This window comes from Phytopseudomonas seleniipraecipitans, assembly GCF_900102335.1.
GTDB lineage: Bacteria > Pseudomonadota > Gammaproteobacteria > Pseudomonadales > Pseudomonadaceae > Aquipseudomonas > Aquipseudomonas seleniipraecipitans.
Map to the genome: position 1 here is coordinate 408,871 of NZ_FNBM01000003.1, position 21,279 is coordinate 430,149.

Here is a 21,279-nt window from a genome sequence, read left to right on the forward strand (position 1 = left end):
GGTATCGGCGGCTTCGCCTTAATAGCGCTCCCGCGCATTCTTGATCGACACCTGGTTGTTAAGCGTCCAGAAGTCATAGAGCACGCCAACCAGAAACAGCCCGCCGGTGAACAGGTAGATGATTCCGGTGATCCACTTGCCCTGGTACATCCGGTGCACGCCGAAAATCCCAAGGAAGGTCAGCAGTAACCAGGCGATATTGAAATCCGTCCGCCCTGCGGTGAAGCGCAGATCCGCTTCGCGATCCATCGCCGGGATCAGCAGCAGGTCGATGATCCAGCCGATGAAGAACAGCCCCAGCGTAAAGAACCAGATGGTGCCGGTCACCGGCTTGCCGTAATAGAAGCGGTGCGCGCCGAGGAAACCGAATATCCATAACAGATAGCCGATGATCTTGCTGTGGGTGTCGGGACGCTGCATCAAATTCTCCAGAATAAACTTACTCATGGGTTGGAGCTGCATCCAGGCCGCAGGTTTCCCTAAACGGCGACGAGACGACCTTGCATGTGCAGCGGGCATACCGAATACTGTACATAAATACAGCTATCGAATCGTACCCATGGAATTGATCGACAAGCTTACGGTACTCGCCGATGCCGCCAAATACGATGTGTCCTGCGCCAGCAGTGGCGCACCCAAGCGCAGCTCCAAAGGCCAGAGCGGCATGGGCGCCACCGACGGCATGGGCATTTGCCACAGCTTCACGCCGGATGGCCGCTGCGTCGCGCTGTTGAAAGTTCTGTTGACCAATTTCTGCCTGTACGACTGCCAATACTGCGTCAACCGCCGCTCCAGCGATGTACCGCGAGCACGCTTCACGCCCGAGGAAGTGGTCACGTTGACCTTGGATTTCTACCGGCGCAACTGCATCAGCGGGCTGTTCCTCAGCTCCGGCATCATCCGTTCTGCCGACTACACCATGGAGCAGTTGGTGCGTGTCGCCAAGCTGCTGCGCGAAGAGCACGAGTTTCGCGGTTATATCCACCTCAAGACGATCCCCGATGCGTCACCGGAATTGATTGCCGAAGCAGGCCGGTACGCCGATCGCCTCAGCGTCAATATCGAACTGCCCACCGAAAGCAGCCTGATCCGTCTGGCGCCGGAAAAAAGCGTGGCGCCAATCAAACTAGCCATGGGCACCATCCGCAATGGGGTTGAAGAAGCCAGCAGCGAGAAGCGCGCACCGGCCTTCGCGCCAGCCGGTCAGAGCACGCAGATGATCGTCGGCGCTGATGCCACCGACGACAGCACCATCCTGCACACCGCGCAGTCGCTGTATGGCGACTTCCGCCTCAAGCGCGTCTATTACTCGGCGTTCAGCCCGATCCCGCAAAGCCCCAAAAGCGTACCCTTCGAGGCGCCGCCACTGCTACGCGAGCATCGCCTGTACCAGGCGGATTTCCTGATGCGTGGTTACGGCTTCAAGGCCTCGGAACTGCTCGATGGCCCCGGCAATCTGGCCCTGGATATCGACCCGAAACTGGCCTGGGCACTGAACAACCGCCAGCATTTTCCCGTTGACCTGAATCGCGCCGACGTCAGCCTGATCGCGCGCATCCCCGGTATCGGCGTGCTCAGCGCCCAGCGCCTGGTGGCCCTGCGCCGGCAGAAACGCATACGCTTTGCGGACGTCAGCCGCCTGCGCTGTGCTCTGGAAAAGGCCAAGCCGTTCATCGTCACCCAGGATTACCGCCCCGTTCAGGCGACTCGCGAATCGTTAGTGATCCGTCAGCAACTGAGCGAGGCGCCGCGCCAGATGGGGCTGTGGTGATGTACCCGGTTCGCTTCGATGGCAGCTTCGCCGGCTGGCGCGAGGCTGCTCGCCACCAACTGCAGCGCGGCCTCGCGCCTCATCAATTGAGCTGGGAGGACGGCCGCCAGGAAGCGGACCTGTTCGGCCAGTTGGACACGATAGAGCCACCTGCCGCGAACGAATGCTCAGTTCGGGTACCGCGCGCGTTGCTTGACCAGCTGGAACGTGCCGCGCGCTTTCGTTGCAACGGCCGCTGGGCCTTGCTGTATCGCATTCTATGGCGCGTTGCACAGGGTGATCACGCAGCCATGATGGCCGGCGATGTCGACGGCAGCGAACTGCACATGCGCCTAAAGGCCGTGCGCCGCGAAGCCCATCATCTGCACGCGTTTTTACGATTCAAACCACGCGATGCAACGGCAGGCGGGCCGGAACTCGTGGCCTGGCATGAGCCGGCTCACGACATTCTAGCCAGCGCGTCGGGCCATTTCGCCGAACGGCTGGGCCGCCAGACCTGGATGATCGCGACACCAGACGATGGCGTGTACTGGGACGGTGAAAACCTGCACCACATCAACCCCTGCCCACCCGAATGGAAACAGTTGGCGCAGGGTACCGATGACCGAAACGAAGCGATGTGGCTGGCCTACTACGGCAGCACCTTCAACCCGGCGCGGCTCAACCGCAGTGTGCTGGAAACCAACATGCCGGTACGCTTCTGGCGCAACCTGCCGGAAGGTCCGATGATTCCCAGGTTGATGAGCCAGGCCAGAGCAGGCGCCCAAGCCGACGGGCAGGCGCAGGCTGTCTCTGTCCGGCCTGGAAAGCGCATCCAGGCCGAAGCGGAGCAGGTACTGCCTGTTCGGCCACCGGCCTGAATCGCTTCACGCCGCCTATCTCAGCCAAACAGGCTAGCTGAGTTCAGCGGAAACGCCGACCTGGATCTTCGTCGGTGACCTCCAGGGCCAGGCCCTGGGCCATGCTGGTCAGGTGTTCGCCGTCGGTTTCCGAGCCCAGCTTGATCATCAGGCGCAGATCGTTCGCCGAGTCGGCATACAGCAGGGCGTCTTCGTAGGTGATTTCACCCTGGCTGTAGAGGTTGTACAGCGCCTGGTCGAAGGTCTGCATGCCATGCTCGGTCGAGCGCTTCATCAGGCTTTTTAGCTCGTGCACTTCGCCCTTGCGGATCAGGTCCGCTGCCAATGGCGTGTTGATCAACACCTCGATCACCGCGCGACGGCCTTTGCCGTCTGGCGTGGGGATCAGTTGCTGGGCGACGATGGCCTTGAGGTTCAGGGAAAGGTCCATCCACACCTGGTTCTGCCGGTCAGCCGGGAAGAAGTTGATGATCCGGTCCAGCGCCTGGTTGGCGTTGTTGGCGTGCAGGGTGGCCAGGCACAGGTGCCCGGTTTCGGCGAAGGCCACGGCGTGATCCATGGTTTCGCGGGTGCGCACCTCACCGATGAGGATCACGTCCGGCGCCTGGCGCAGGGTGTTCTTCAGCGCTACCTCGAAGGAATCGGTGTCGATACCCACTTCACGTTGGGTGACGATGCAATTCTGGTGCTGGTGGATGTATTCGATCGGGTCTTCGATGGAGATGATATGGCCGCTGCTGTTCTTGTTACGGAAGCCGATCATCGCCGCCAGCGAGGTGGACTTGCCGGTGCCCGTGGCGCCCACGAACAGCACCAGGCCGCGCTTGGTCATGGCCAGTTTCTTGAGGATTTCCGGCAGCTTCAGGTCATCCAGCGTCGGGATGTTGGTTTCGATGCGGCGCAGCACCATGCCCGCCAGGTTGCGCTGGTAGAAGGCACTGACACGGAAACGGCCGATGCCGCGGGCGCTGATGGCGAAGTTGCACTCGTGGTTCTCGGCGAATTCACGACGCTGCTGCTCGTTCATCACACCGTGTACGGTTTCGCGAGTCATCTCCGGCGACAGCGGCGTCTTGGTCACCGGCATGATCTTGCCGTTGACCTTCATCGACGGTGGCACGCCGGCAGTGATAAACAGATCGGAACCGCCCTTTTCGACCATCAGGCGCAACAGTTTTTCGAATTCCATGGGTGCCTACCTACAATGCGCTGGAGCGACGTTCAGCTACCGGGCGGGTGCGCCGGCGACCAGGAGCGCGGACGATTGAGCATCGTCCGGCTTAATCTTGAACCTGTTCACGGTCTCGCGAGCTAGACCCTGCAAGGCCTAAACAGATGAGAAAGCGCGCAGTTTACGACTGTAAATGAGCACTTCGCGTCTGTTTTTAATGCAGCAGTGACGAAGCGCAGCAGGTTGTGAACTGGCTCTCAGAAGTTCTCTGGGGTTTTGGCCTTTTCGCGCGCGCTCTCACGGCTGACCAAACCTTTGGAAACCAGGGTTTTCAGGCACGCATCCAACGTCTGCATGCCCAGCGCACCGCCGGTCTGGATAGCCGAGTACATCTGCGCCACTTTGTCTTCGCGGATCAGGTTACGGATTGCCGGGGTGCCGATCATGATTTCGTGGGCAGCCACACGGCCACCGCCGATCTTCTTCAGCAGCGTCTGGGAAATCACCGCTTGCAGCGATTCGGAGAGCATGGAGCGCACCATGGATTTCTCTTCGGCAGGAAACACGTCGACCACGCGGTCGATGGTCTTGGCCGCCGAGGTAGTGTGCAGAGTGCCGAACACCAAGTGACCGGTTTCCGCAGCGGTCAGCGCCAGGCGGATGGTCTCCAGGTCGCGCATCTCGCCGACCAGGATGATGTCCGGGTCTTCGCGCAGTGCCGAGCGCAGGGCTTCGGAGAAGCCCAGCGTGTCGCGGTGAACCTCGCGCTGGTTGATCAGGCACTTCTTCGATTCGTGGACGAATTCGATGGGGTCTTCGACGGTGAGGATGTGGTGATACTTGTTGCTGTTTATATAGTCGAGCATCGCCGCCAGGGTGGTCGACTTGCCCGAACCGGTCGGCCCGGTCACCAGCACCAGCCCACGTGGCACGTCGGAGACCTTCTTGAAGATCTCGCCCATGCCGAGGTCTTCCATGCTCAGCACCTTGGACGGAATGGTCCGGAATACCGCACCGCTGCCGCGGTTCTGGTTGAAGGCGTTGACCCGGAAGCGCGCCACACCCGGTACTTCGAACGAGAAGTCGGTCTCGAGGAATTCCTCGAAGTCCTTGCGCTGCTTGTCGTTCATGATGTCGTAGATCAGCGCGTGCACCTGCTTATGATCCAGGGCAGGCAGGTTGATCCGGCGCACGTCGCCGTCGACCCGAATCATCGGCGGCAAGCCTGCCGAGAGGTGCAGATCCGACGCGCCTTGCTTGGCGCTGAAGGCGAGCAGCTCGGTGATATCCATGGGACTCCCTAATGACGGTAGAATGCCGCGTAACTCAGGATAGGGGGCCTTGCGGGATCACCATGCGGCTGCGCTAGCACGCCCTTCGGAGACCACCGTCAAGCCCGCAGAAACGCTCAGGCGGCAGGCGCAGGTAATGTCCACGATAGCAGAGAATATTGCAAAGGTCGGTGTGCGTATCCGTGAGGCGGCGCAAGCCTCGCAGCGAGATTTCGCGACAATTGGCCTACTCGCGGTGAGCAAGACCAAGCCCGCCGAAGCCATCCGCGAAGCGTTCGCAGCCGGCGTGCGTGACGTTGGCGAGAACTACCTGCAGGAAGCCCTCGACAAGCAGCAGGAGCTGGCTGACCTGGCGCTGACCTGGCATTTCATCGGCCCGATCCAGTCGAACAAGACCCGCCCCATTGCCGAACACTTCGCCTGGGTGCACTCAGTGGATCGCCTGAAGATCGCCGAACGCCTGAGCGATCAGCGCCCGCCCGAACTGCCGCCATTGAACATCTGCCTGCAGGTCAACGTCAGCGGTGAGGACAGTAAATCCGGCTGCCACCCTGACGAACTCGCAGCGCTGGCACAGGCAGTTACACAACTGCCCAACCTGCGCCTGCGCGGATTGATGACAATTCCCGAGCCTACCGATGACGTCAGCGCGCAACGTGCCGCCTTTGCCCGCTTGCGCGCGCTGCGGGACGCCCTGGACCTCGATCTCGACACCCTGTCCATGGGCATGAGCCACGACCTCGAAGCGGCCATCGCCGAAGGCGCGACCTGGGTGCGCATTGGCACGGCACTGTTCGGCGCGCGAGACTACCGCACCTCCTGAATGCCCGATCTCGACTCCCCAGATAGGAAACTCACCATGACCACTCCCCGCATCGCCTTTATCGGCGCCGGCAACATGGCGGCCAGCCTGATCGGCGGCATGCTCGCCCAGGGGCTGCCGACCAGCGCGATCCGCGCCAGTGACCGCGGCGCCGAACAACGCGAGAAAATCGCCCGGGAACATGGCATCGAGGTGCTGGCCAGCAATGCCGAGGCCTGCCGCGAGGCCGATGTGATCGTCCTGGCCGTCAAGCCACAAGTAATCAAAGACGTCTGCCTCGACCTGGCGCCACACCTGCAGGCCGGCCAGCTGATCGTCTCCATCGCCGCCGGCATCACCAGCGCCAGCCTGGAAAACTGGCTCGGCCCGCGTGCCGTGGTGCGCTGCATGCCCAACACGCCGTCGCTGCTGCGCCTCGGCGCCAGCGGCCTGTACGCCAACGCGCGGGTCAGCGCCGAACAGCGCCAGCAAGCCGAACAACTGCTCAGCGCGGTCGGCCTGGCCGTCTGGCTGGACGAAGAGAAACTGATCGATGCGGTGACGGCTGTCTCCGGCAGCGGCCCGGCCTACTTCTTTCTGCTGATCGAGGCGATGACCGCCAGTGGCGAAAAGCTCGGCCTGCCGCGCGACGTCGCCGCCAAACTCACCCTGCAGACCGCACTCGGTGCGGCGCAGATGGCATTGAACAGCGACGTGGATGCCGCCGAACTGCGCCGCCGCGTCACCTCCCCGGCCGGCACCACCGAAGCGGCCATCAAGACATTTCAGGCTGGCGGCTTCGACGCGCTGGTCGAGCAGGCCGTCAAAGCCGCCGACCATCGTTCGGCCGAGCTGGCCGAACAACTGGGTCAATAAGGAGACAATCAATGATCGGTCTGAACACCGCAGCCGTTTACATCCTGCAGACCATCGGCAGCTTCTACCTGCTGATCGTGCTGCTGCGCTTCATCCTGCAACTGGTGCGGGCGGACTTCTACAACCCGCTCAGCCAGTTCATCGTGCGCGCCACCCACCCGCTGCTCAAGCCGCTGCGCCGGATCATCCCGAGCCTTGGCGGCCTCGACCTGGCGTCGCTGGTGCTGGCGCTGATCGTGCAGTACGTGCTGATGGCGCTGACCTTGATGCTGATGGGCGTCGGCGTTGGCGATCCGCTGCTGATTCTGGTCTGGTCGCTCATTGGCGTCACCGCCCTGCTGCTCAAGGTGTTTTTCTTCGCGCTGATCATCAGCGTGATCCTTTCCTGGGTCGCCCAGGGCACGCACAACCCGGCGGCGCTGCTGGTCAACCAGATCTGCGAACCGCTGTTGATGCCGATCCGCCGCATCCTGCCAAACCTGGGCGGCCTGGACCTGTCGCCGATCGTGGCGTTCCTGATCCTCAACCTGCTCGACATGCTGGTGATCCGCAACCTGGCGGTCAGTACCGGCATGTTCAGCGGCCTGAGCCTGGCGATCTAAGCACGCATGAGCTTCCATCGCTGGGACGGCGATGCGCTGATTCTCGATGTGCACCTGCAGCCCAAGGCGAGCAACGACATGTTCGCCGGGCTGCACGGTGAGCGCCTGAAAGTCCGCCTAACCGCCCCGCCGGTGGACGGCAAAGCCAACGCCCACCTGCTGGCCTTCCTGGCCGAGGCGTTCGGCGTTGCCAAGAGCCAGGTGATACTGGAAAGCGGCCAGCAGAGCCGGCAGAAACGCGTGCGGATACAGGCCCCCAGGCAGCTACCTGCCGATCTCGGCCTGACCGTTCGACCTGCCTGAGCGACCATCAGCGCCATTGCCGCGCGCCTCCCATTGACGCCGACGGCGCCCTTCGCATAATGCTCGGCAGCCCGCATCGTCGCCCGATGCCTTGTCTGGGAATTGTCCATGAGCATGGAACGCCTCAGTGAACAGGTCGATATCTACGTCGACTGGAAGCGCCAACTGGTTCGCGAGATCACTCGTTACCGCAGCTGGTTGGCTCACAACCGGCTGAGCAGCGAGGGGGTTGAAGCCCGACTAGAGCGGGCGTTGCGCCTGCTGCGTACCGATCACATCACCCTGGCGTTCGTCGGCGAGTTTTCCCGTGGCAAGACCGAGCTGATCAACGGCCTGTTCTTTTCCGAATACGGCCAACGCATGCTGCCCTCCCAGGCCGGGCGCACCACCATGTGCCCCACCGAGATTCTTTTCGACCCTGGCGCCGAAGGCTCCTACATTCGCCTGCTGCCGATCGAAACGCGTGTCGCCGCGGCCAGCGTCGCGCAGTTCAAGCGCACGCCGCGCCATTGGGTGAACATTGCGCTGGATACCAGCGATCCGGACAACATGGCCAAGGCCTTCGCCCAGGTGGCGGCCAGCAGGAGCATGCCGGTGGAGAAAGCCATTGGCCTGGGTTTCCACCCAGACAATCTGGAGACTGCCGACGCATCCGGCCACGTGCTGGTGCCGGCCTGGCGCCACGCCATCGTCAACTTCGATCACCCGCTGCTGCGCCAGGGCCTGCGTATTCTCGACACGCCGGGCTTGAACGCCCTGGGTTGCGAGCCGGAACTGACCCTGTCGATGCTGCCCAGCGCCCAGGCGATCATCTTTCTGCTGTCCGCCGACACCGGCGTGACCGCCAGCGATCTCGACATCTGGCAGCAGCATGTGCAACCCCTCGACGACGAGACGAAAAGTTGCCTGTTCGCCGTCATGAACAAGATCGACGTACTCTGGGACGACCTCGCCGGTGATGCATTCGCCGCCAGCGCCATCGAGCGCGTGCGTGTTCAGGCAGCCCGCCATCTGGGCATCGACAGCGACGCCATACTGCCGCTGTCGGCCAAGCAGGCATTGCTCGCCAAGGTGCGTAAAGACCCGGCCTTGCTCGCCCGCAGTCAGCTGGCCACTCTGGAAACACTGCTCTGCGAGCGTATCGTCGCGCAGAAGGAGCAACTGCTCGAAGAGCGCGTGGTGCGCCAGGTACTGGCCATGCTCAACAACAGCCAGCACACGCTCGGTCTGCGTTTGGGCAAGGTCAATGAGCAACTGGAGCTGCTCGACGGCCGCCGCCAGGACAACGGGCAGATGCTGATGGAGCTGACAGCCCGCACCAAGGATGATCACACCCTGCACCACAAGCGCCTGCTGGCCCTGAAGACCAACCAGCGCCTGCTGCGCAATCAGGGCGAACGTTTGAAGGCTGCGGCAACACCGGAAAAGCTGGACACCCACCTCAACCGGCTTCGTCGTCAGCTCACCGGCAGCTGGACGACCCTGGGCATCAATCAATCCATCCTGCAATTTTTCACGGCTGTCGAGGACGATCTGCACAGCCTCTCCCACGACGCCGAAATGGCCAACCGCATGGTTGACGCCATCTACCGCCGGCACAACCAGGAGAATCCGCTGCAGGCCGTTGACGCCCCGAGCTTCGAGCTCGCTCGGTACGTGCGCGAACTGCGCCACCTGCAGAGCAAGGCTGATCGCTTCCGCCTGGGCCTCAAAACCCTGCTCACCGAGCAACGCACCCTCAGCCGACGCTTCTTCGCCACCCTGGTGCAGGAAGTCATCGGCATGCACCGCCGTCTGCGCCGGGACGCCGAGCAATGGGCCGACGAAGCGCTGATGCCGTTGATGCAACACAGCCTGGAACACAAGCAGTTGCTGGAAGGCCACATGCTGCGCCTCAAGGCCCTGGCGCAGGACACTCAGCACGGCCGCCAGCGCCGTCAGCAATTGGCGCAGTACAGCGAGGAGTTGCAGCAGCAACTGGTGCAGGCGGCCGACATGTTGCGCATCATGCGCCGCCCCGCGCCGATCCAGCGCCAGGGCAAGGTGGTGACACTGCCCGGCATGCCAATGCCGCAAGGCAACGCTGAATAGCCGGCGGCGCCCCTCGCCGACGGCTTCTCGCGGTACGGGGCGCCCGAGCAGCACGGCGACGAACGCGCTTACCTTGCCGCTGACAGGCGCGCTCTTTAGACTGCTGCTCTTTCTTTCGCACCTTTCATTATCCGAGCAGGGTCGATGTCGACTGCCTTTCCTGAAGATTCCGTTGGCCTGGTCACGCCGCAGATCGCCCGTTTCGCCGAGCCCCTGGCGCTGGCCTGCGGACGTAGCCTGGCCGATTACCAACTGACCTATGAAACCTATGGCGAGCTGAACGCCAGCGCCAGCAACGCGGTGCTGATCTGCCATGCGCTATCCGGCCATCACCATGCCGCTGGCTATCACAGTGTGGACGACCGTAAACCGGGCTGGTGGGACAGCTGCATCGGCCCCGGCAAGCCGCTCGATACCAACCGTTTCTTCGTCGTCAGCCTCAACAACCTCGGCGGCTGCAACGGCTCGACCGGGCCGTCCGACACCAACCCGGCGACCGGCAAGCCGTTTGGCGCCGACTTCCCGGTGATGACCGTGGAAGACTGGGTCAACAGCCAGGCACGCCTGGCCGATCTGCTCGGCATCACGCAATGGGCGGCAGTGGTTGGCGGCAGCCTCGGCGGCATGCAAGCCATGCAGTGGACGATCAGTTACCCGGAGCGCGTGCGGCATTGCCTGGCCATCGCCTCGGCGCCCAAGCTGTCGGCGCAGAACATTGCTTTCAACGAGGTCGCCCGCCAGGCGATCCTCACCGACCCGGAATTTCACGGCGGCCACTTTCAGGATCAGGGCGTGATTCCCAAGCGCGGGCTGATGCTGGCGCGCATGGTCGGCCACATCACCTACCTGTCGGATGACGCCATGGGCGAGAAATTCGGCCGTGGCCTGAAGAACGAGAAGCTCAACTACGACTTCCACAGCGTGGAGTTTCAGGTCGAGAGCTACCTGCGCTATCAGGGCGAGGAGTTCTCCGGGCGCTTCGATGCCAACACTTACCTGCTGATGACCAAGGCGCTGGATTACTTCGACCCGGCGGCCGAGCATGGTGGTGATCTGGCGAAAACCCTGGCCCAGGTCAAGGCGGATTTCTGCGTGATGTCGTTCACCACCGACTGGCGCTTCTCGCCTGCTCGCTCCCGGGAAATCGTCGATGCGCTGATCGCCGCGCGCAAGAACGTCTGCTACCTGGAAATCGATGCGCCGCAGGGCCACGATGCTTTCCTGATGCCAATTCCGCGCTACCTGCAGGGCTTTGCCAGTTACATGAAACGGATCGAGGTATAAGCATGCGAGCCGACCTAGAGATCATCCAGGAATGGATTCCCGCCGGTAGCCGCGTGCTCGACCTTGGCTGCGGTGATGGCGAACTGCTCGCTTGGCTGGGCGCCAACCGGCAGGTGACTGGCTACGGCCTGGAAATCGACCCGGACAAGATTGCCCAGTGCATTGGCAAGGGCGTCAACGTCATCGAGCAAAACCTCGACGAAGGCCTGGGCAACTTTGCCAGCGACAGCTTCGACGTAGTGGTCATGACCCAATCGCTGCAGGCGCTGCACTTTCCCGACAAGGTGTTGGCGGAAATGCTGCGCGTCGGCAAGACATGCATCATCACCTTCCCCAATTTTGGCCACTGGCGCTGCCGCTGGTACCTGGCGAGCAAGGGTCGCATGCCGGTGTCGGATTTCCTGCCGTACACCTGGTACAACACGCCGAATATCCACTTCTGCACCTTCGAAGACTTCGAGCGCCTGTGCCACCAGCAGAGTGCCCGAGTGCTCAACCGCCTGGCAGTCGACCATGAACACCGGCACGGCTGGGCCAGTCGCGCGTGGCCGAACCTGCTGGGCGAGATCGGCATCTACCGCATCAGCGGGCACAATGCGCGCGACGTGCGCGTCGCCAGCTGAGCGCGGAGCCAAGCATGCGCCTGATCCTGTTGCTGATCGCTCTGTGCCTGAGCCTGCCGGCCAGTGCCGCAGAGCGCATGCAGCGCCTCGGCGATCTGCAGGTGCATTACAGCGCGTTCAACGCCAGCTACCTGCAACCACAGATCGCCAACGCCAGCGGCCTGGTACGCAGCGGCAAGCAGGGCGTGCTCAACATCAGCGTGCTGCGCGGCGGCACCTCCTCTGCAGCCAATGTCAGCGGCACAGTGAAAAACGTGCTCGGCCAAGGCAAGACGCTAACCTTTATCGAGCAGCGTGAGGGCGAATTCATCTCGTACCTGGCGCAGTTTCCCATCACCTCGCGTGAGGTGCTGCTGTTCAACCTGCAGGTGAACGGCCAGCGCCTGGACTTCAACCAAGAACTCTTTCCGGAGCCATGATGCTTTTCCCAGAACTCGTCCTCGCCAGCCACAACGCCGGCAAACTCAAGGAACTGCAAGCCATGCTCGGCGCCAACGTGCGCCTGCGTTCGGTCGGTGAATTCAGCCAGGTGGAGCCCGAAGAAACCGGCCTGTCATTTGTCGAGAATGCCATTCTCAAGGCCCGCAACGCAGCAAGGCTGTCCGGCCTGCCGGCGCTCGCCGACGACTCCGGCCTGGCGGTCGACTGCCTTGGCGGCGCGCCGGGCATCTACTCTGCCCGCTACGCCGATGGCCTGGGTGATGCCGCCAATAATGCCAAGCTGCTGGCGGCCCTCAAGGAGGTACCCGACGCCGAGCGCGGCGCCCAGTTCGTCTGCTGCCTGGCCCTGGTGCGGCACGCCGACGACCCGCTGCCGATCCTCTGCGAAGGCCTGTGGCACGGCAGTATTTTGCATGAGGCCCGCGGCGAACACGGTTTCGGCTACGACCCGCTGTTCTGGGTCGAGGAGCGCCAGTGCTCCAGCGCCGAGCTGTCCCCGGCGGACAAGAATCAGCTCAGCCACCGCGCGATTGCGATGGAACTGCTCAAGCAGCGCCTGGGCCTCTAAGAACCTGCTCTAACAACACGCTAGCGGGGCGTTTCGTCCACGAAGATTGGCGCTTTGCCCAACTCGTGCCACGATAGCGCCCCGCAATTACCCTGCCGTGACCCAACGCCTGTGTTCCAGCTGCCTCCTCTGGCCCTGTACGTCCATATTCCCTGGTGCGTGCGCAAGTGCCCCTACTGCGACTTCAACTCCCACGCCGCCGGGCCGAATCTGCCGGAAGAGGCGTATGTCGACGCGCTGCTTGCCGACCTCGATAGCGATCTGCCGCATGCTCATGGCCGCCCGCTGACCTCGATTTTCTTCGGCGGCGGCACACCCAGCCTGTTTTCCGCCAAGGCGCTCGGCCGGCTGCTGGAAGGCGTGGAGCGCCGAATCCCGTTCGCCAGCGACATCGAGATCACCCTGGAAGCCAACCCGGGCACCTTCGAGCAGGAGAAGTTCGCGGCTTATCGGCGCCTGGGTATCAATCGCCTGTCGATCGGCGTGCAGAGCTTCCAGGCGGAGAAACTCAAGGCCCTGGGGCGTATCCATGATGGCGACGAAGCGATTCGCGCCGCCGACATGGCCCGTGCCGCCGGCTTCGACAACTTCAACTTGGATCTCATGCACGGCTTGCCGGATCAGTCCGTGGACGACGCCCTCGGCGACCTGCGCATCGCCATCGCCCAGGCACCCACGCACCTGTCCTGGTACCAGCTGACGGTGGAGCCGAACACGGTGTTCTGGAACCAGCCGCCCGTGCTGCCGGAAGACGACACCCTGTGGGACATTCAGGAAGCCGGCCAGGCCCTGCTCGCCGAACACGGCTACGCCCAGTACGAGGTCTCGGCCTACGCGCAACCTGGTCGCGCTGCCCGGCACAACCTCAATTACTGGACCTTCGGCGACTTCCTCGGCATCGGCGCCGGCGCCCATGGCAAGTTGAGCACGCCGGACGGCCGCATCAGTCGCACCTGGAAAACCCGCCTGCCCAAGGACTACCTGGACCCCGCCAAGCACTACAGCGCGGGCGAACGCATCCTCAGCGTCGATGAGCTGCCGTTCGAGTTTCTGATGAACGTGCTGCGCCTGAGTGATGGCTGCGCCGCCGAGCTGTTCAGCCAGCGCACCGGCCTGCCTCTGGACCAACTGGCCGCCGCACGCGAGCAGGCGCAGCGCCGTGGCCTGTTGCAGAAAGACCCAACTCGCCTGACCGCTACCCGCAAAGGCCAGCTGTTTCTCAATGATCTGCTGCAGTACTTCCTGCCCTGAGTCACGGGTGCCATCGAACAAACGGCACACCGCGTGATCCCAGGCAGCAGGATTAATCGTCATGCCCAAGGAGCAACCATGGATTTTCTGCTGGACCTGATCGCCACCGTTTCACGCTGGAGTCGCGGCCACCTCGGCGAGATTTCCCTCGGGCTCATGGCCACCCTGCTGGTGCTGTTCGGCCCGGCCATCAACGCCTGGGTACAAGGCCGCATCGGCAGCCTCAACTTCGTGCTGCGCACCTTGATCTTCGTGGTGGTCTGCGTGGTCGGTTATGGCCTGGCGCTGGTCTACCTGACGCCCTTACTGACCCAGGTGCTCGGCCACTTCAACAATTACACCCTGGCGCCGGTGCTGCTGGTGGTGATGTTCCTGATCGGCGTGCTGGCCGACCGCAGCTGAAATCGTCGACCTGCAGGCATAAAAAAGCCGGCTCGAATGCCGGCTTTCTTGTTTAGGCGATCACTTCACCAATCGCAGGCAGAAGGGATACCGATACGGCCGTCCTTCCCCTGCCTTGATGCCCGCGATGATGGTTAGCACCAGCGTGCCGATGCACAGCAGGCCCATCAGCACGAAACCGATCAGCACCAACATCAATATGATGCAGACGATAGCGGCGATGCACGCCGTCAGCTGGAAGTTGAGTGCTTCCTTGCCCTGCTCATCGATGAAGGCGTCCTGATCCTTCTTGATCTGCCAGACAATCAGCGGACCGATCAGATTGCCGAAGGGAAAGATGAAGCCGAGGGCGGCAGCGAAGTGACAGATCATCGCCCACTGGCGCGCTTCCTTGCTGGGCTCGGGCGCGGGTGTCAACGGGTTGCTCTCATGCATCGCAGCTCTCCTCGGTCAGTCAACGGTCACTCGGCCAGAGCGGCCTTTTGCAGCGCGAACAGCTCGGTCATGCCGTGCTGCGCCAAGGCCAACATGGCGTTCAGCTCGGCCGGCTGGAAGGGCGCACCCTCGGCGGTGCCCTGCACTTCGATGAAACCGCCGGTGCTGGTCATCACCACGTTCAGGTCGGTCTCGGCAGCGGAATCTTCCAGGTAATCCAGGTCGAGTACCGGCTCGCCCTGATAGATGCCCACCGAGACCGCAGCGATCATTTGCTTGAGCGGGTCGCCGCCTTTCAGGCCGCCACGCTTCTTCATGACCTTGAGGGCATCGACCAGCGCGACCATGGCACCGGTGATCGATGCGGTGCGGGTACCGCCATCGGCCTGGATCACGTCGCAGTCGACGTACAGGGTGTTCTCGCCCAGCTTGCTCATGTCCAGCGCGGCGCGCAGCGAGCGGCCGATCAGGCGCTGGATCTCCAGGGTACGGCCGCCCTGCTTGCCCTTGCTCGCTTCACGCTGGTTACGGTCGCCGGTAGCGCGCGGCAGCATGCCGTACTCGGCGGTCACCCAGCCCTGGCCTTGACCCTTGAGGAAGCGCGGTACGCCCTGCTCGACGCTGACGGTGCAAATCACCTTGGTATCGCCGAATTCCACCAGTACCGAACCCTCGGCGTGCTTGGTGTAGTTGCGGGTGATGCGAATCGAGCGCAACTGATCGGCCGCGCGGCCACTGGGACGTTTCATCAAGGAATACCTGCTCGTGCTCTATAGAATCGGAAATCTGGCGCGCATTATAGGGGCTGTTGCCGTCCCGCCGCGACCGCGCCCGTCCAACGGCCACGGTGGGTGATTGGGAGCCATCGCCGCACTGCGCTACAATCGCCGCCTTTGGCTGGTGCCAAGCCGGCAAATTCACGAGGTAAGCAGCATGATCCACAGCATGACAGCCTTCGCCCGCACCGAGCAGGCAGGTGCCAACGGCACCCTGAGCTGGGAGCTGCGCTCGGTCAACCACCGCTACCTCGAGCCCCACCTGCGCCTGCCGGAAGCCTTCCGTGACCTTGAAGGTGCGGTGCGCGAAGCCCTGCGCCAGGGCCTGTCGCGCGGCAAGGTGGAGTGCACCCTGCGCTCTACCGAAGACAGCGCCGGTAAGCCGCTGCAGGTCGACCGCGACAAGGCCACGCAACTGATCACCGCCGCGGAAAGCGTCGCTGCATTGATCAAGCAACCGGCCCCGCTCAACCCGCTGGAGGTGTTGGCTTGGCCCGGCGTACTGGTAGCCGACAGCAGCGACCCTCAGGCCCTTAACAAGGCAGCACTGGCCCTGTTTGCCAGCGCGCTGGACGAACTGAAGCAGGGCCGCAGCCGTGAAGGCGCCGAGCTGGCCAAGCTGCTCAATGAACGTCTCGACAGCATGCTCGGTGAAGTGGCCGCCCTGCGCGAGCTGGTGCCGCAGATGCTCGACGTGCAGCGTCAGAAGATTCTCGAGCGTTGCCGTGAGATGCAGGCTGAGCTGGACCCGCAGCGCCTCGAGCAGGAACTGGTGATGCTCGCGCAGAAGAGCGACGTCGCCGAAGAGCTGGATCGCCTGAACACCCATGTCAGCGAAGTGCGCCGCGTGCTCAAGGCCGGTGGCGCAGCTGGCCGCCGCCTGGATTTCCTGATGCAGGAGCTCAACCGCGAAGCCAACACTTTGGGCTCCAAGGCGTTTGACCCGCGCAGCACGCAGGCCGCGGTGAACCTAAAGGTGCTGATCGAGCAGATGCGCGAACAGGTACAGAACATCGAATAATCGCCGCCCGGCCCTTCCGCGCGACCTCCCGACCCAATCGTTTCAGGACAGATCCATGAGCACCACCACCGGCACGCTCTACATTATTTCCGCCCCCTCCGGCGCAGGCAAAAGCAGCCTGGTAAAAGCACTGATCGACAGCGAGCCGCATGTGCGCGTGTCGGTGTCGCACACCACCCGCGCCATGCGTCCGGGCGAGAGTGACGGCGTGCACTACCACTTCGTTGATCACGCGCAGTTCACCGGCATGCTCGAACAGAACGAATTCCTCGAGCACGCTCAGGTCTTCGGCAACTACTACGGCACCTCGCAACGCGCGCTGGAAAAGACCCTGGCCGAAGGCATCGACCTGATCCTGGAGATCGACTGGCAGGGCGCCCAGCAAGTACGCCGCCTGATGCCGCAGTCGAAATCCATCTTCATCCTGCCACCGACCCTCGAAGCGCTGCGTCACCGCCTGACCAGCCGCGGCCAGGACAGCGGTGAAGTGATCGAGCAGCGCATGCGTGAAGCGGTGAGTGAGATGAGTCACTATGTCGAGTACGACTACATCGTGATCAACGATGATTTCTCTCATGCCCTCAGCGACCTGAAGGCGATCTTTCGCGCCAATCAGCTGCTGCAACCGGCCCAGCAACAGCGCCACCTTGGCCTGCTCAACGAGCTGCTGGCCTGATGCCAGGCGTGGCGGATCGCTGCGCCTGACCAGCCAGCCCGCCACGGCTCGTGCAGCAGCGAAAATCACCTCCAGCGTTGCGAACTTGAGCCTTCCAGCGACTTTCGCTTCCCTTAATGCTGGCGTTTTTCTAGACTATCCAGTCCGCTCGCCCTTTTTGGGCCCAGCTTATTTTTGCATTCGCTACGAGGAACACCATGGCTCGCGTTACCGTTGAAGATTGCCTGGACAACGTCGATAACCGCTTCGAGCTGGTCATGCTTGCCACCAAGCGTGCCCGTCAACTCGCTACCGGCGGCAAAGAGCCCAAGGTTGCCTGGGAAAACGACAAGCCAACCGTGGTTGCCTTGCGCGAAATCGCCAGTGGCCTGGTTGACTATGACGTCATCGCCCAAGAAGAAATCGTCGAAGAAGAGCCGCTGTTCGCTGCCTTCGATGAAGAGGCGAACGAGCCTCTGTAAGCCTATGCCTGGTCGAAAACGTTCATCGCAGGTGCACAAGGCCTGGCAAGGGAGCTTCCCATGCCGAGCATAGACGCCCTCGCCGATCGACTTTCGACCTACCTCGGTGATGACCAGGTCAACCTGGTCCGCCGCGCCTACTTCTATGCCGAACAGGCGCACGACGGGCAACGCCGCCGCAGTGGCGAAGCCTACGTCACCCATCCGCTGGCCGTGGCCAGCATCCTTGCCGACATGCACATGGACCATCAGAGCCTGATGGCCGCGATGCTGCATGACGTCATCGAGGACACCGGCATCGCCAAGGAAGCGCTGCACGCGCAGTTCGGCGAGTCGGTGGCGGAGCTGGTGGACGGGGTCAGCAAGCTGACCCAGATGAATTTCGAGACCAAGGCCGAAGCCCAAGCCGAAAACTTCCAAAAGATGGCCATGGCCATGGCGCGCGACATTCGCGTGATCCTGGTCAAGCTGGCCGACCGCCTGCACAACATGCGCACTCTGGAAGTGTTGTCCGGCGAGAAGCGCCGGCGCATCGCCAAGGAAACTCTGGAAATTTACGCTCCCATCGCCAACCGGCTGGGCATGCACAGCATGCGCGTGGAATTCGAGGATCTCGGCTTCAAGGCCATGCACCCGATGCGCTCCGAACGCATCCGCGCCGCCGTACGTCGCGCCCGCGGCAACCGCAAGGAAATCGTCACCCGCATCGAAGAATCATTGCTGCACTGCCTCGAGCTCGAAGGCATGAGTGGCGAGGTGATGGGCCGCGAGAAGCACCTGTACAGCATCTACCAGAAGATGCGCGGCAAACGCCGGGCCTTCAACGAGATCATGGACGTCTACGCCTTCCGCATCGTGGTCGACAAGGTCGACACCTGCTACCGCGTGCTCGGCGCCGTGCACAACCTGTACAAACCGCTACCCGGCCGCTTCAAGGATTACATCGCGATTCCCAAGGCCAACGGCTATCAGTCCCTGCACACCACGCTGTTCGGCATGCACGGCGTGCCCATCGAAATTCAGATCCGCACCCGCGAAATGGAAGAAATGGCCAACAACGGCATCGCCGCGCATTGGCTGTATAAATCCAACGAAGACGAAGCGCCAAAGGGCAACCACGCCCGCGCGCGCCAGTGGGTCAAGGGTGTGCTGGAGATGCAGCAGCGCGCCGGTAACTCGCTGGAATTCATCGAAAGCGTGAAGATCGACCTGTTCCCGGACGAGGTCTACGTGTTCACGCCCAAGGGCCGCATCATGGAGCTGCCCAAGGGCTCGACGGCGGTGGATTTCGCCTACGCGGTGCACACCGATGTCGGCAACACCTGCATCGCCTGCCGCATCAACCGGCGCCTGGCGCCGTTGTCCCAGGCTCTGGAAAGCGGCTCGACCGTGGAAATCGTCAGCGCACCGGGCGCGCGTCCCAATCCGGCCTGGCTGAATTTTGTGGTCAGCGGTAAGGCGCGCACGCACATTCGTCACGCCCTCAAGCAACAGCGCCGCTCGGAGTCGATCAGTCTCGGCGAGCGCCTGCTCAACAAGGTGCTGACCAGCTTCGAGAGCCATCTGGACAAGGTGCAACCCGAACGGCAGCAGGCGGTACTCGACGAGTACCGGATGGAGACGTTCGAGGACCTGCTCGAGGACATCGGCCTGGGCAATCGCATGGCTTATGTGGTGGCGCGCCGCTTGCTGGCTGGCGAGGGAGAGGAACTGCCCAATGCCGAAGGCCCACTGGCGATTCGCGGTACCGAAGGTCTGGTGCTCAGCTACGCCAAGTGTTGCACACCGATTCCGGGCGACCCGATCGTCGGCCACCTGTCGGCGGGCAAGGGCATGGTGGTGCACATGGACACCTGCCGCAATATCAGCGAAGTGCGCCACAACCCGGAAAAATGCATCCAGCTGTCTTGGGCCAAGGACGTCACAGGCGAGTTCAACGTTGAACTGCGTGTCGAACTGGAACACCAGCGCGGCCTGATCGCCCTGCTGGCCGGCAGCGTCAATGCCGCCGACGGCAACATCGAAAAGATCAGCATGGACGAACGTGACGGGCGCGTCAGCGTGGTACAACTGGTGGTCAGCGTGCATGACCGCGTCCACCTGGCCCGCGTGATCAAGAAGCTGCGCACCCTGCCCGGCGTCATGCGCATTACTCGCGTCAAGGCCTGACCGAATCGCTCAGGCCACCCATGATCGGTGCGCTCCGCGCATCTTCAACCAGGAGCCTTTATGAGCAAGAGCGTTATCAACAGCGACAAAGCCCCCGCCGCCATCGGCACCTATTCCCAAGCAATCAAGGCCGGCAATACCGTCTACCTGTCCGGGCAAATTCCGTTGGATCCGCAGACGATGGAGCTGGTAGAAGGTTTCGAAGCGCAGACCGTGCAGGTCTTCGAAAACCTCAAATCGGTCATCGAAGCGGCCGGCGGCTCATTCAAGGACGTGGTCAAGCTGAACATCTTCCTCACCGACCTCTCGCACTTCGCCACCGTCAACGAAGTCATGGGCCGCTACTTCCAGCAGCCTTACCCGGCCCGCGCCGCCATCGGCGTTGCTGCCCTGCCGAAGGGCGCGCAGGTCGAGATGGACGGCATCCTGGTCATCGACTGATCCGGCCAGCGCCCGGAGCCAAGCTCCGGGCGACTCGCTCTCAACGCTCGCGCAACACCGCGGCGTAGCCCTCGCGATAGCTCGGGTATTGCGGCGTCCAGCCCAAGGCACGCGCCCGCGCATTGCTACAACGCTTGCTGCCGGAACGGCGCACAGCCGATTCTTCAGCCCAATGCTCGATACCAAGGCGTTGGCGCAACCAACCCACCACCTCATGCAGCGGCGCCGGCTCGTCATCGACACCGATGTAGCAGTCCTGCAGAGGTTGCCCGGCAGAATCCGCCTGCAGCAGAAAGGCTAGCAGCCCGGCCGCGTCATCGGCGTGAATACGATTGCCATACAACGGCGGGTCGACCGACACGCGATAGCCCATGCGCACCTGCTTGAGCAGCCACTCACGGCCAGGACCATAGATGCCGGTCAGGCGCACCACGGTCGCCGGGACACCACTGTTCCAAGCTAACTGCTCTGCCTCACGGATCACCTGCCCTGAAAAACGCTGCGCATCGGCCGGCGAGGTTTCGTCGATCCACTCGCCATCCGCCTGGGCATAAACACCGCTGCTCGACACGAACAGCAGACGCTTGGGTCTTTGCCCACGCGACTGTAGCCAGCTGAGTACATGCCGCAGACCGTCGACGTACGCCTGGCGGTAACCTGGCTCGTCGTGCTGGGTAGCAGCGGCGCTGTACACCAGATAATCCAGCTCGCCGTGGGGCCATTGGTCCGGACAGCCGGGCTCATGCAGATCCGCGGCCACCGGCAGGATACCGCTCGGCAATTGCGACACCGTCCGGCGCAGGCCGTAGACCTGCCAAGCGGCGTCGCGCAGACGCACCGCCAAACGCCCACCGACATCACCACAGCCAGCAATCATCACGCTTGTAACTCTATTCATCACAGTCCTCTTCTAACGCGGCGGACGCTCTAGCACGACGACCAACGTGTAATACAGTTACGCGA

At 62.8% G+C, this 21,279-nt stretch carries 24 protein-coding genes; 18 read left to right on the forward strand and 6 right to left on the reverse strand.

Annotated elements, in window-relative coordinates:
- Positions 1-18: 18 nt before the first annotated feature.
- Positions 19-420, reverse strand: coding sequence for an NINE protein (locus BLS60_RS09505; protein WP_092367260.1), 402 nt, complete (start codon positions 418-420; stop codon positions 19-21).
- Positions 421-559: 139 nt separating this feature from the next.
- Here BLS60_RS09505 and BLS60_RS09510 point away from each other — a divergent pair, with 139 nt between their 5' ends.
- Both BLS60_RS09510 and BLS60_RS09515 read left to right on the forward strand, forming a co-directional pair.
- Positions 560-1,771: a putative DNA modification/repair radical SAM protein gene (locus BLS60_RS09510; protein ID WP_070880350.1), complete on the forward strand. Its 1,212-nt coding sequence runs from the start codon at positions 560-562 to the stop codon at positions 1,769-1,771.
- Positions 1,771-2,631, forward strand: a complete 861-nt coding sequence (locus BLS60_RS09515; RefSeq protein ID WP_092367263.1) for a TIGR03915 family putative DNA repair protein — start codon at positions 1,771-1,773, stop codon at positions 2,629-2,631. Before BLS60_RS09510 ends, BLS60_RS09515 begins: the two co-directional genes overlap by 1 nt.
- Positions 2,632-2,674: 43 nt before the next feature.
- Here BLS60_RS09515 and BLS60_RS09520 read toward each other — a convergent pair whose 3' ends face one another.
- Positions 2,675-3,820, reverse strand: a complete 1,146-nt coding sequence (locus tag BLS60_RS09520; RefSeq protein ID WP_070880352.1) for a PilT/PilU family type 4a pilus ATPase — start codon at positions 3,818-3,820, stop codon at positions 2,675-2,677.
- A gap of 239 nt (positions 3,821-4,059) precedes the next feature.
- Complete coding sequence (locus tag BLS60_RS09525) at positions 4,060-5,094, reverse strand: type IV pilus twitching motility protein PilT (RefSeq protein ID WP_070880353.1); 1,035 nt, start codon at positions 5,092-5,094, stop codon at positions 4,060-4,062.
- 136 nt (positions 5,095-5,230) lie between these two features.
- Here BLS60_RS09525 and BLS60_RS09530 point away from each other — a divergent pair, with 136 nt between their 5' ends.
- The 11 genes from BLS60_RS09530 to BLS60_RS09580 all read left to right on the forward strand — a co-directional run bounded on the left by BLS60_RS09530 (position 5,231) and on the right by BLS60_RS09580 (position 14,337).
- Entirely contained in the window at positions 5,231-5,917 is a 687-nt protein-coding gene (locus BLS60_RS09530; protein ID WP_070880354.1) for a YggS family pyridoxal phosphate-dependent enzyme, read from the forward strand.
- 36 nt (positions 5,918-5,953) lie between these two features.
- Entirely contained in the window at positions 5,954-6,772 is an 819-nt protein-coding gene (gene proC, locus BLS60_RS09535; RefSeq protein WP_092367266.1) for a pyrroline-5-carboxylate reductase, read from the forward strand.
- 11 nt (positions 6,773-6,783) lie between these two features.
- Positions 6,784-7,374: a YggT family protein gene (locus tag BLS60_RS09540; protein ID WP_092367269.1), complete on the forward strand. Its 591-nt coding sequence runs from the start codon at positions 6,784-6,786 to the stop codon at positions 7,372-7,374.
- 6 nt (positions 7,375-7,380) lie between these two features.
- Positions 7,381-7,677 carry a DUF167 domain-containing protein gene (locus BLS60_RS09545; RefSeq protein ID WP_092367272.1) on the forward strand — a complete coding sequence of 99 codons (297 nt, stop codon included), beginning with the start codon at positions 7,381-7,383 and terminating at the stop codon, positions 7,675-7,677.
- Positions 7,678-7,785: 108 nt separating this feature from the next.
- Positions 7,786-9,768 carry a dynamin-like GTPase family protein gene (locus BLS60_RS09550; protein ID WP_092367275.1) on the forward strand — a complete coding sequence of 661 codons (1,983 nt, stop codon included), beginning with the start codon at positions 7,786-7,788 and terminating at the stop codon, positions 9,766-9,768.
- Positions 9,769-9,912: 144 nt separating this feature from the next.
- Positions 9,913-11,052: a homoserine O-succinyltransferase MetX gene (metX, locus tag BLS60_RS09555; RefSeq protein ID WP_092367278.1), complete on the forward strand. Its 1,140-nt coding sequence runs from the start codon at positions 9,913-9,915 to the stop codon at positions 11,050-11,052.
- A gap of 2 nt (positions 11,053-11,054) precedes the next feature.
- Positions 11,055-11,675, forward strand: a complete 621-nt coding sequence (metW, locus tag BLS60_RS09560; protein WP_070880360.1) for a methionine biosynthesis protein MetW — start codon at positions 11,055-11,057, stop codon at positions 11,673-11,675.
- A gap of 14 nt (positions 11,676-11,689) precedes the next feature.
- Positions 11,690-12,094, forward strand: coding sequence for a DUF4426 domain-containing protein (locus BLS60_RS09565; RefSeq protein WP_070880361.1), 405 nt, complete (start codon positions 11,690-11,692; stop codon positions 12,092-12,094).
- Positions 12,091-12,684 carry an RdgB/HAM1 family non-canonical purine NTP pyrophosphatase gene (gene rdgB, locus BLS60_RS09570; RefSeq protein ID WP_092367281.1) on the forward strand — a complete coding sequence of 198 codons (594 nt, stop codon included), beginning with the start codon at positions 12,091-12,093 and terminating at the stop codon, positions 12,682-12,684. Before BLS60_RS09565 ends, rdgB begins: the two co-directional genes overlap by 4 nt.
- A 54-nt stretch (positions 12,685-12,738) precedes the next feature.
- Positions 12,739-13,935 carry a radical SAM family heme chaperone HemW gene (hemW, locus tag BLS60_RS09575; RefSeq protein WP_208597290.1) on the forward strand — a complete coding sequence of 399 codons (1,197 nt, stop codon included), beginning with the start codon at positions 12,739-12,741 and terminating at the stop codon, positions 13,933-13,935.
- A 78-nt stretch (positions 13,936-14,013) separates the two neighbouring features.
- Positions 14,014-14,337, forward strand: a complete 324-nt coding sequence (locus BLS60_RS09580) for a DUF3392 domain-containing protein (RefSeq protein WP_092367287.1) — start codon at positions 14,014-14,016, stop codon at positions 14,335-14,337.
- 60 nt (positions 14,338-14,397) lie between these two features.
- Here the strand turns inward: BLS60_RS09580 and BLS60_RS09585 are convergent, their stop codons facing one another.
- Positions 14,398-14,772 carry a DUF4870 domain-containing protein gene (locus BLS60_RS09585; RefSeq protein WP_070880365.1) on the reverse strand — a complete coding sequence of 125 codons (375 nt, stop codon included), beginning with the start codon at positions 14,770-14,772 and terminating at the stop codon, positions 14,398-14,400.
- 26 nt (positions 14,773-14,798) lie between these two features.
- Entirely contained in the window at positions 14,799-15,521 is a 723-nt protein-coding gene (rph, locus tag BLS60_RS09590; RefSeq protein WP_070880366.1) for a ribonuclease PH, read from the reverse strand.
- A gap of 184 nt (positions 15,522-15,705) precedes the next feature.
- Between rph and BLS60_RS09595 the strand changes: the two genes are divergently transcribed.
- The 5 genes from BLS60_RS09595 (at position 15,706) to BLS60_RS09615 (ending at position 20,316) form a co-directional block, all read left to right on the forward strand.
- A complete protein-coding gene (locus BLS60_RS09595) occupies positions 15,706-16,569 on the forward strand; it encodes a YicC/YloC family endoribonuclease (protein ID WP_092367450.1) in 864 nt (287 codons plus the stop codon).
- A gap of 55 nt (positions 16,570-16,624) precedes the next feature.
- Positions 16,625-17,245, forward strand: coding sequence for a guanylate kinase (gene gmk, locus BLS60_RS09600; protein WP_070880367.1), 621 nt, complete (start codon positions 16,625-16,627; stop codon positions 17,243-17,245).
- A 197-nt stretch (positions 17,246-17,442) separates the two neighbouring features.
- Complete coding sequence (gene rpoZ / locus BLS60_RS09605; protein ID WP_070880368.1) at positions 17,443-17,706, forward strand: DNA-directed RNA polymerase subunit omega; 264 nt, start codon at positions 17,443-17,445, stop codon at positions 17,704-17,706.
- Positions 17,707-17,766: 60 nt separating this feature from the next.
- Entirely contained in the window at positions 17,767-19,875 is a 2,109-nt protein-coding gene (gene spoT / locus BLS60_RS09610) for a bifunctional GTP diphosphokinase/guanosine-3',5'-bis pyrophosphate 3'-pyrophosphohydrolase (protein ID WP_070880369.1), read from the forward strand.
- A gap of 60 nt (positions 19,876-19,935) precedes the next feature.
- Positions 19,936-20,316 (forward strand): RidA family protein, encoded by a 381-nt coding sequence (locus BLS60_RS09615; protein ID WP_070880370.1) that lies wholly within the window; start codon positions 19,936-19,938, stop codon positions 20,314-20,316.
- A 40-nt stretch (positions 20,317-20,356) separates the two neighbouring features.
- Here the strand turns inward: BLS60_RS09615 and BLS60_RS09620 are convergent, their stop codons facing one another.
- Complete coding sequence (locus BLS60_RS09620) at positions 20,357-21,214, reverse strand: SDR family oxidoreductase (RefSeq protein WP_092367290.1); 858 nt, start codon at positions 21,212-21,214, stop codon at positions 20,357-20,359.
- Positions 21,215-21,279: the final 65 nt, after the last annotated feature.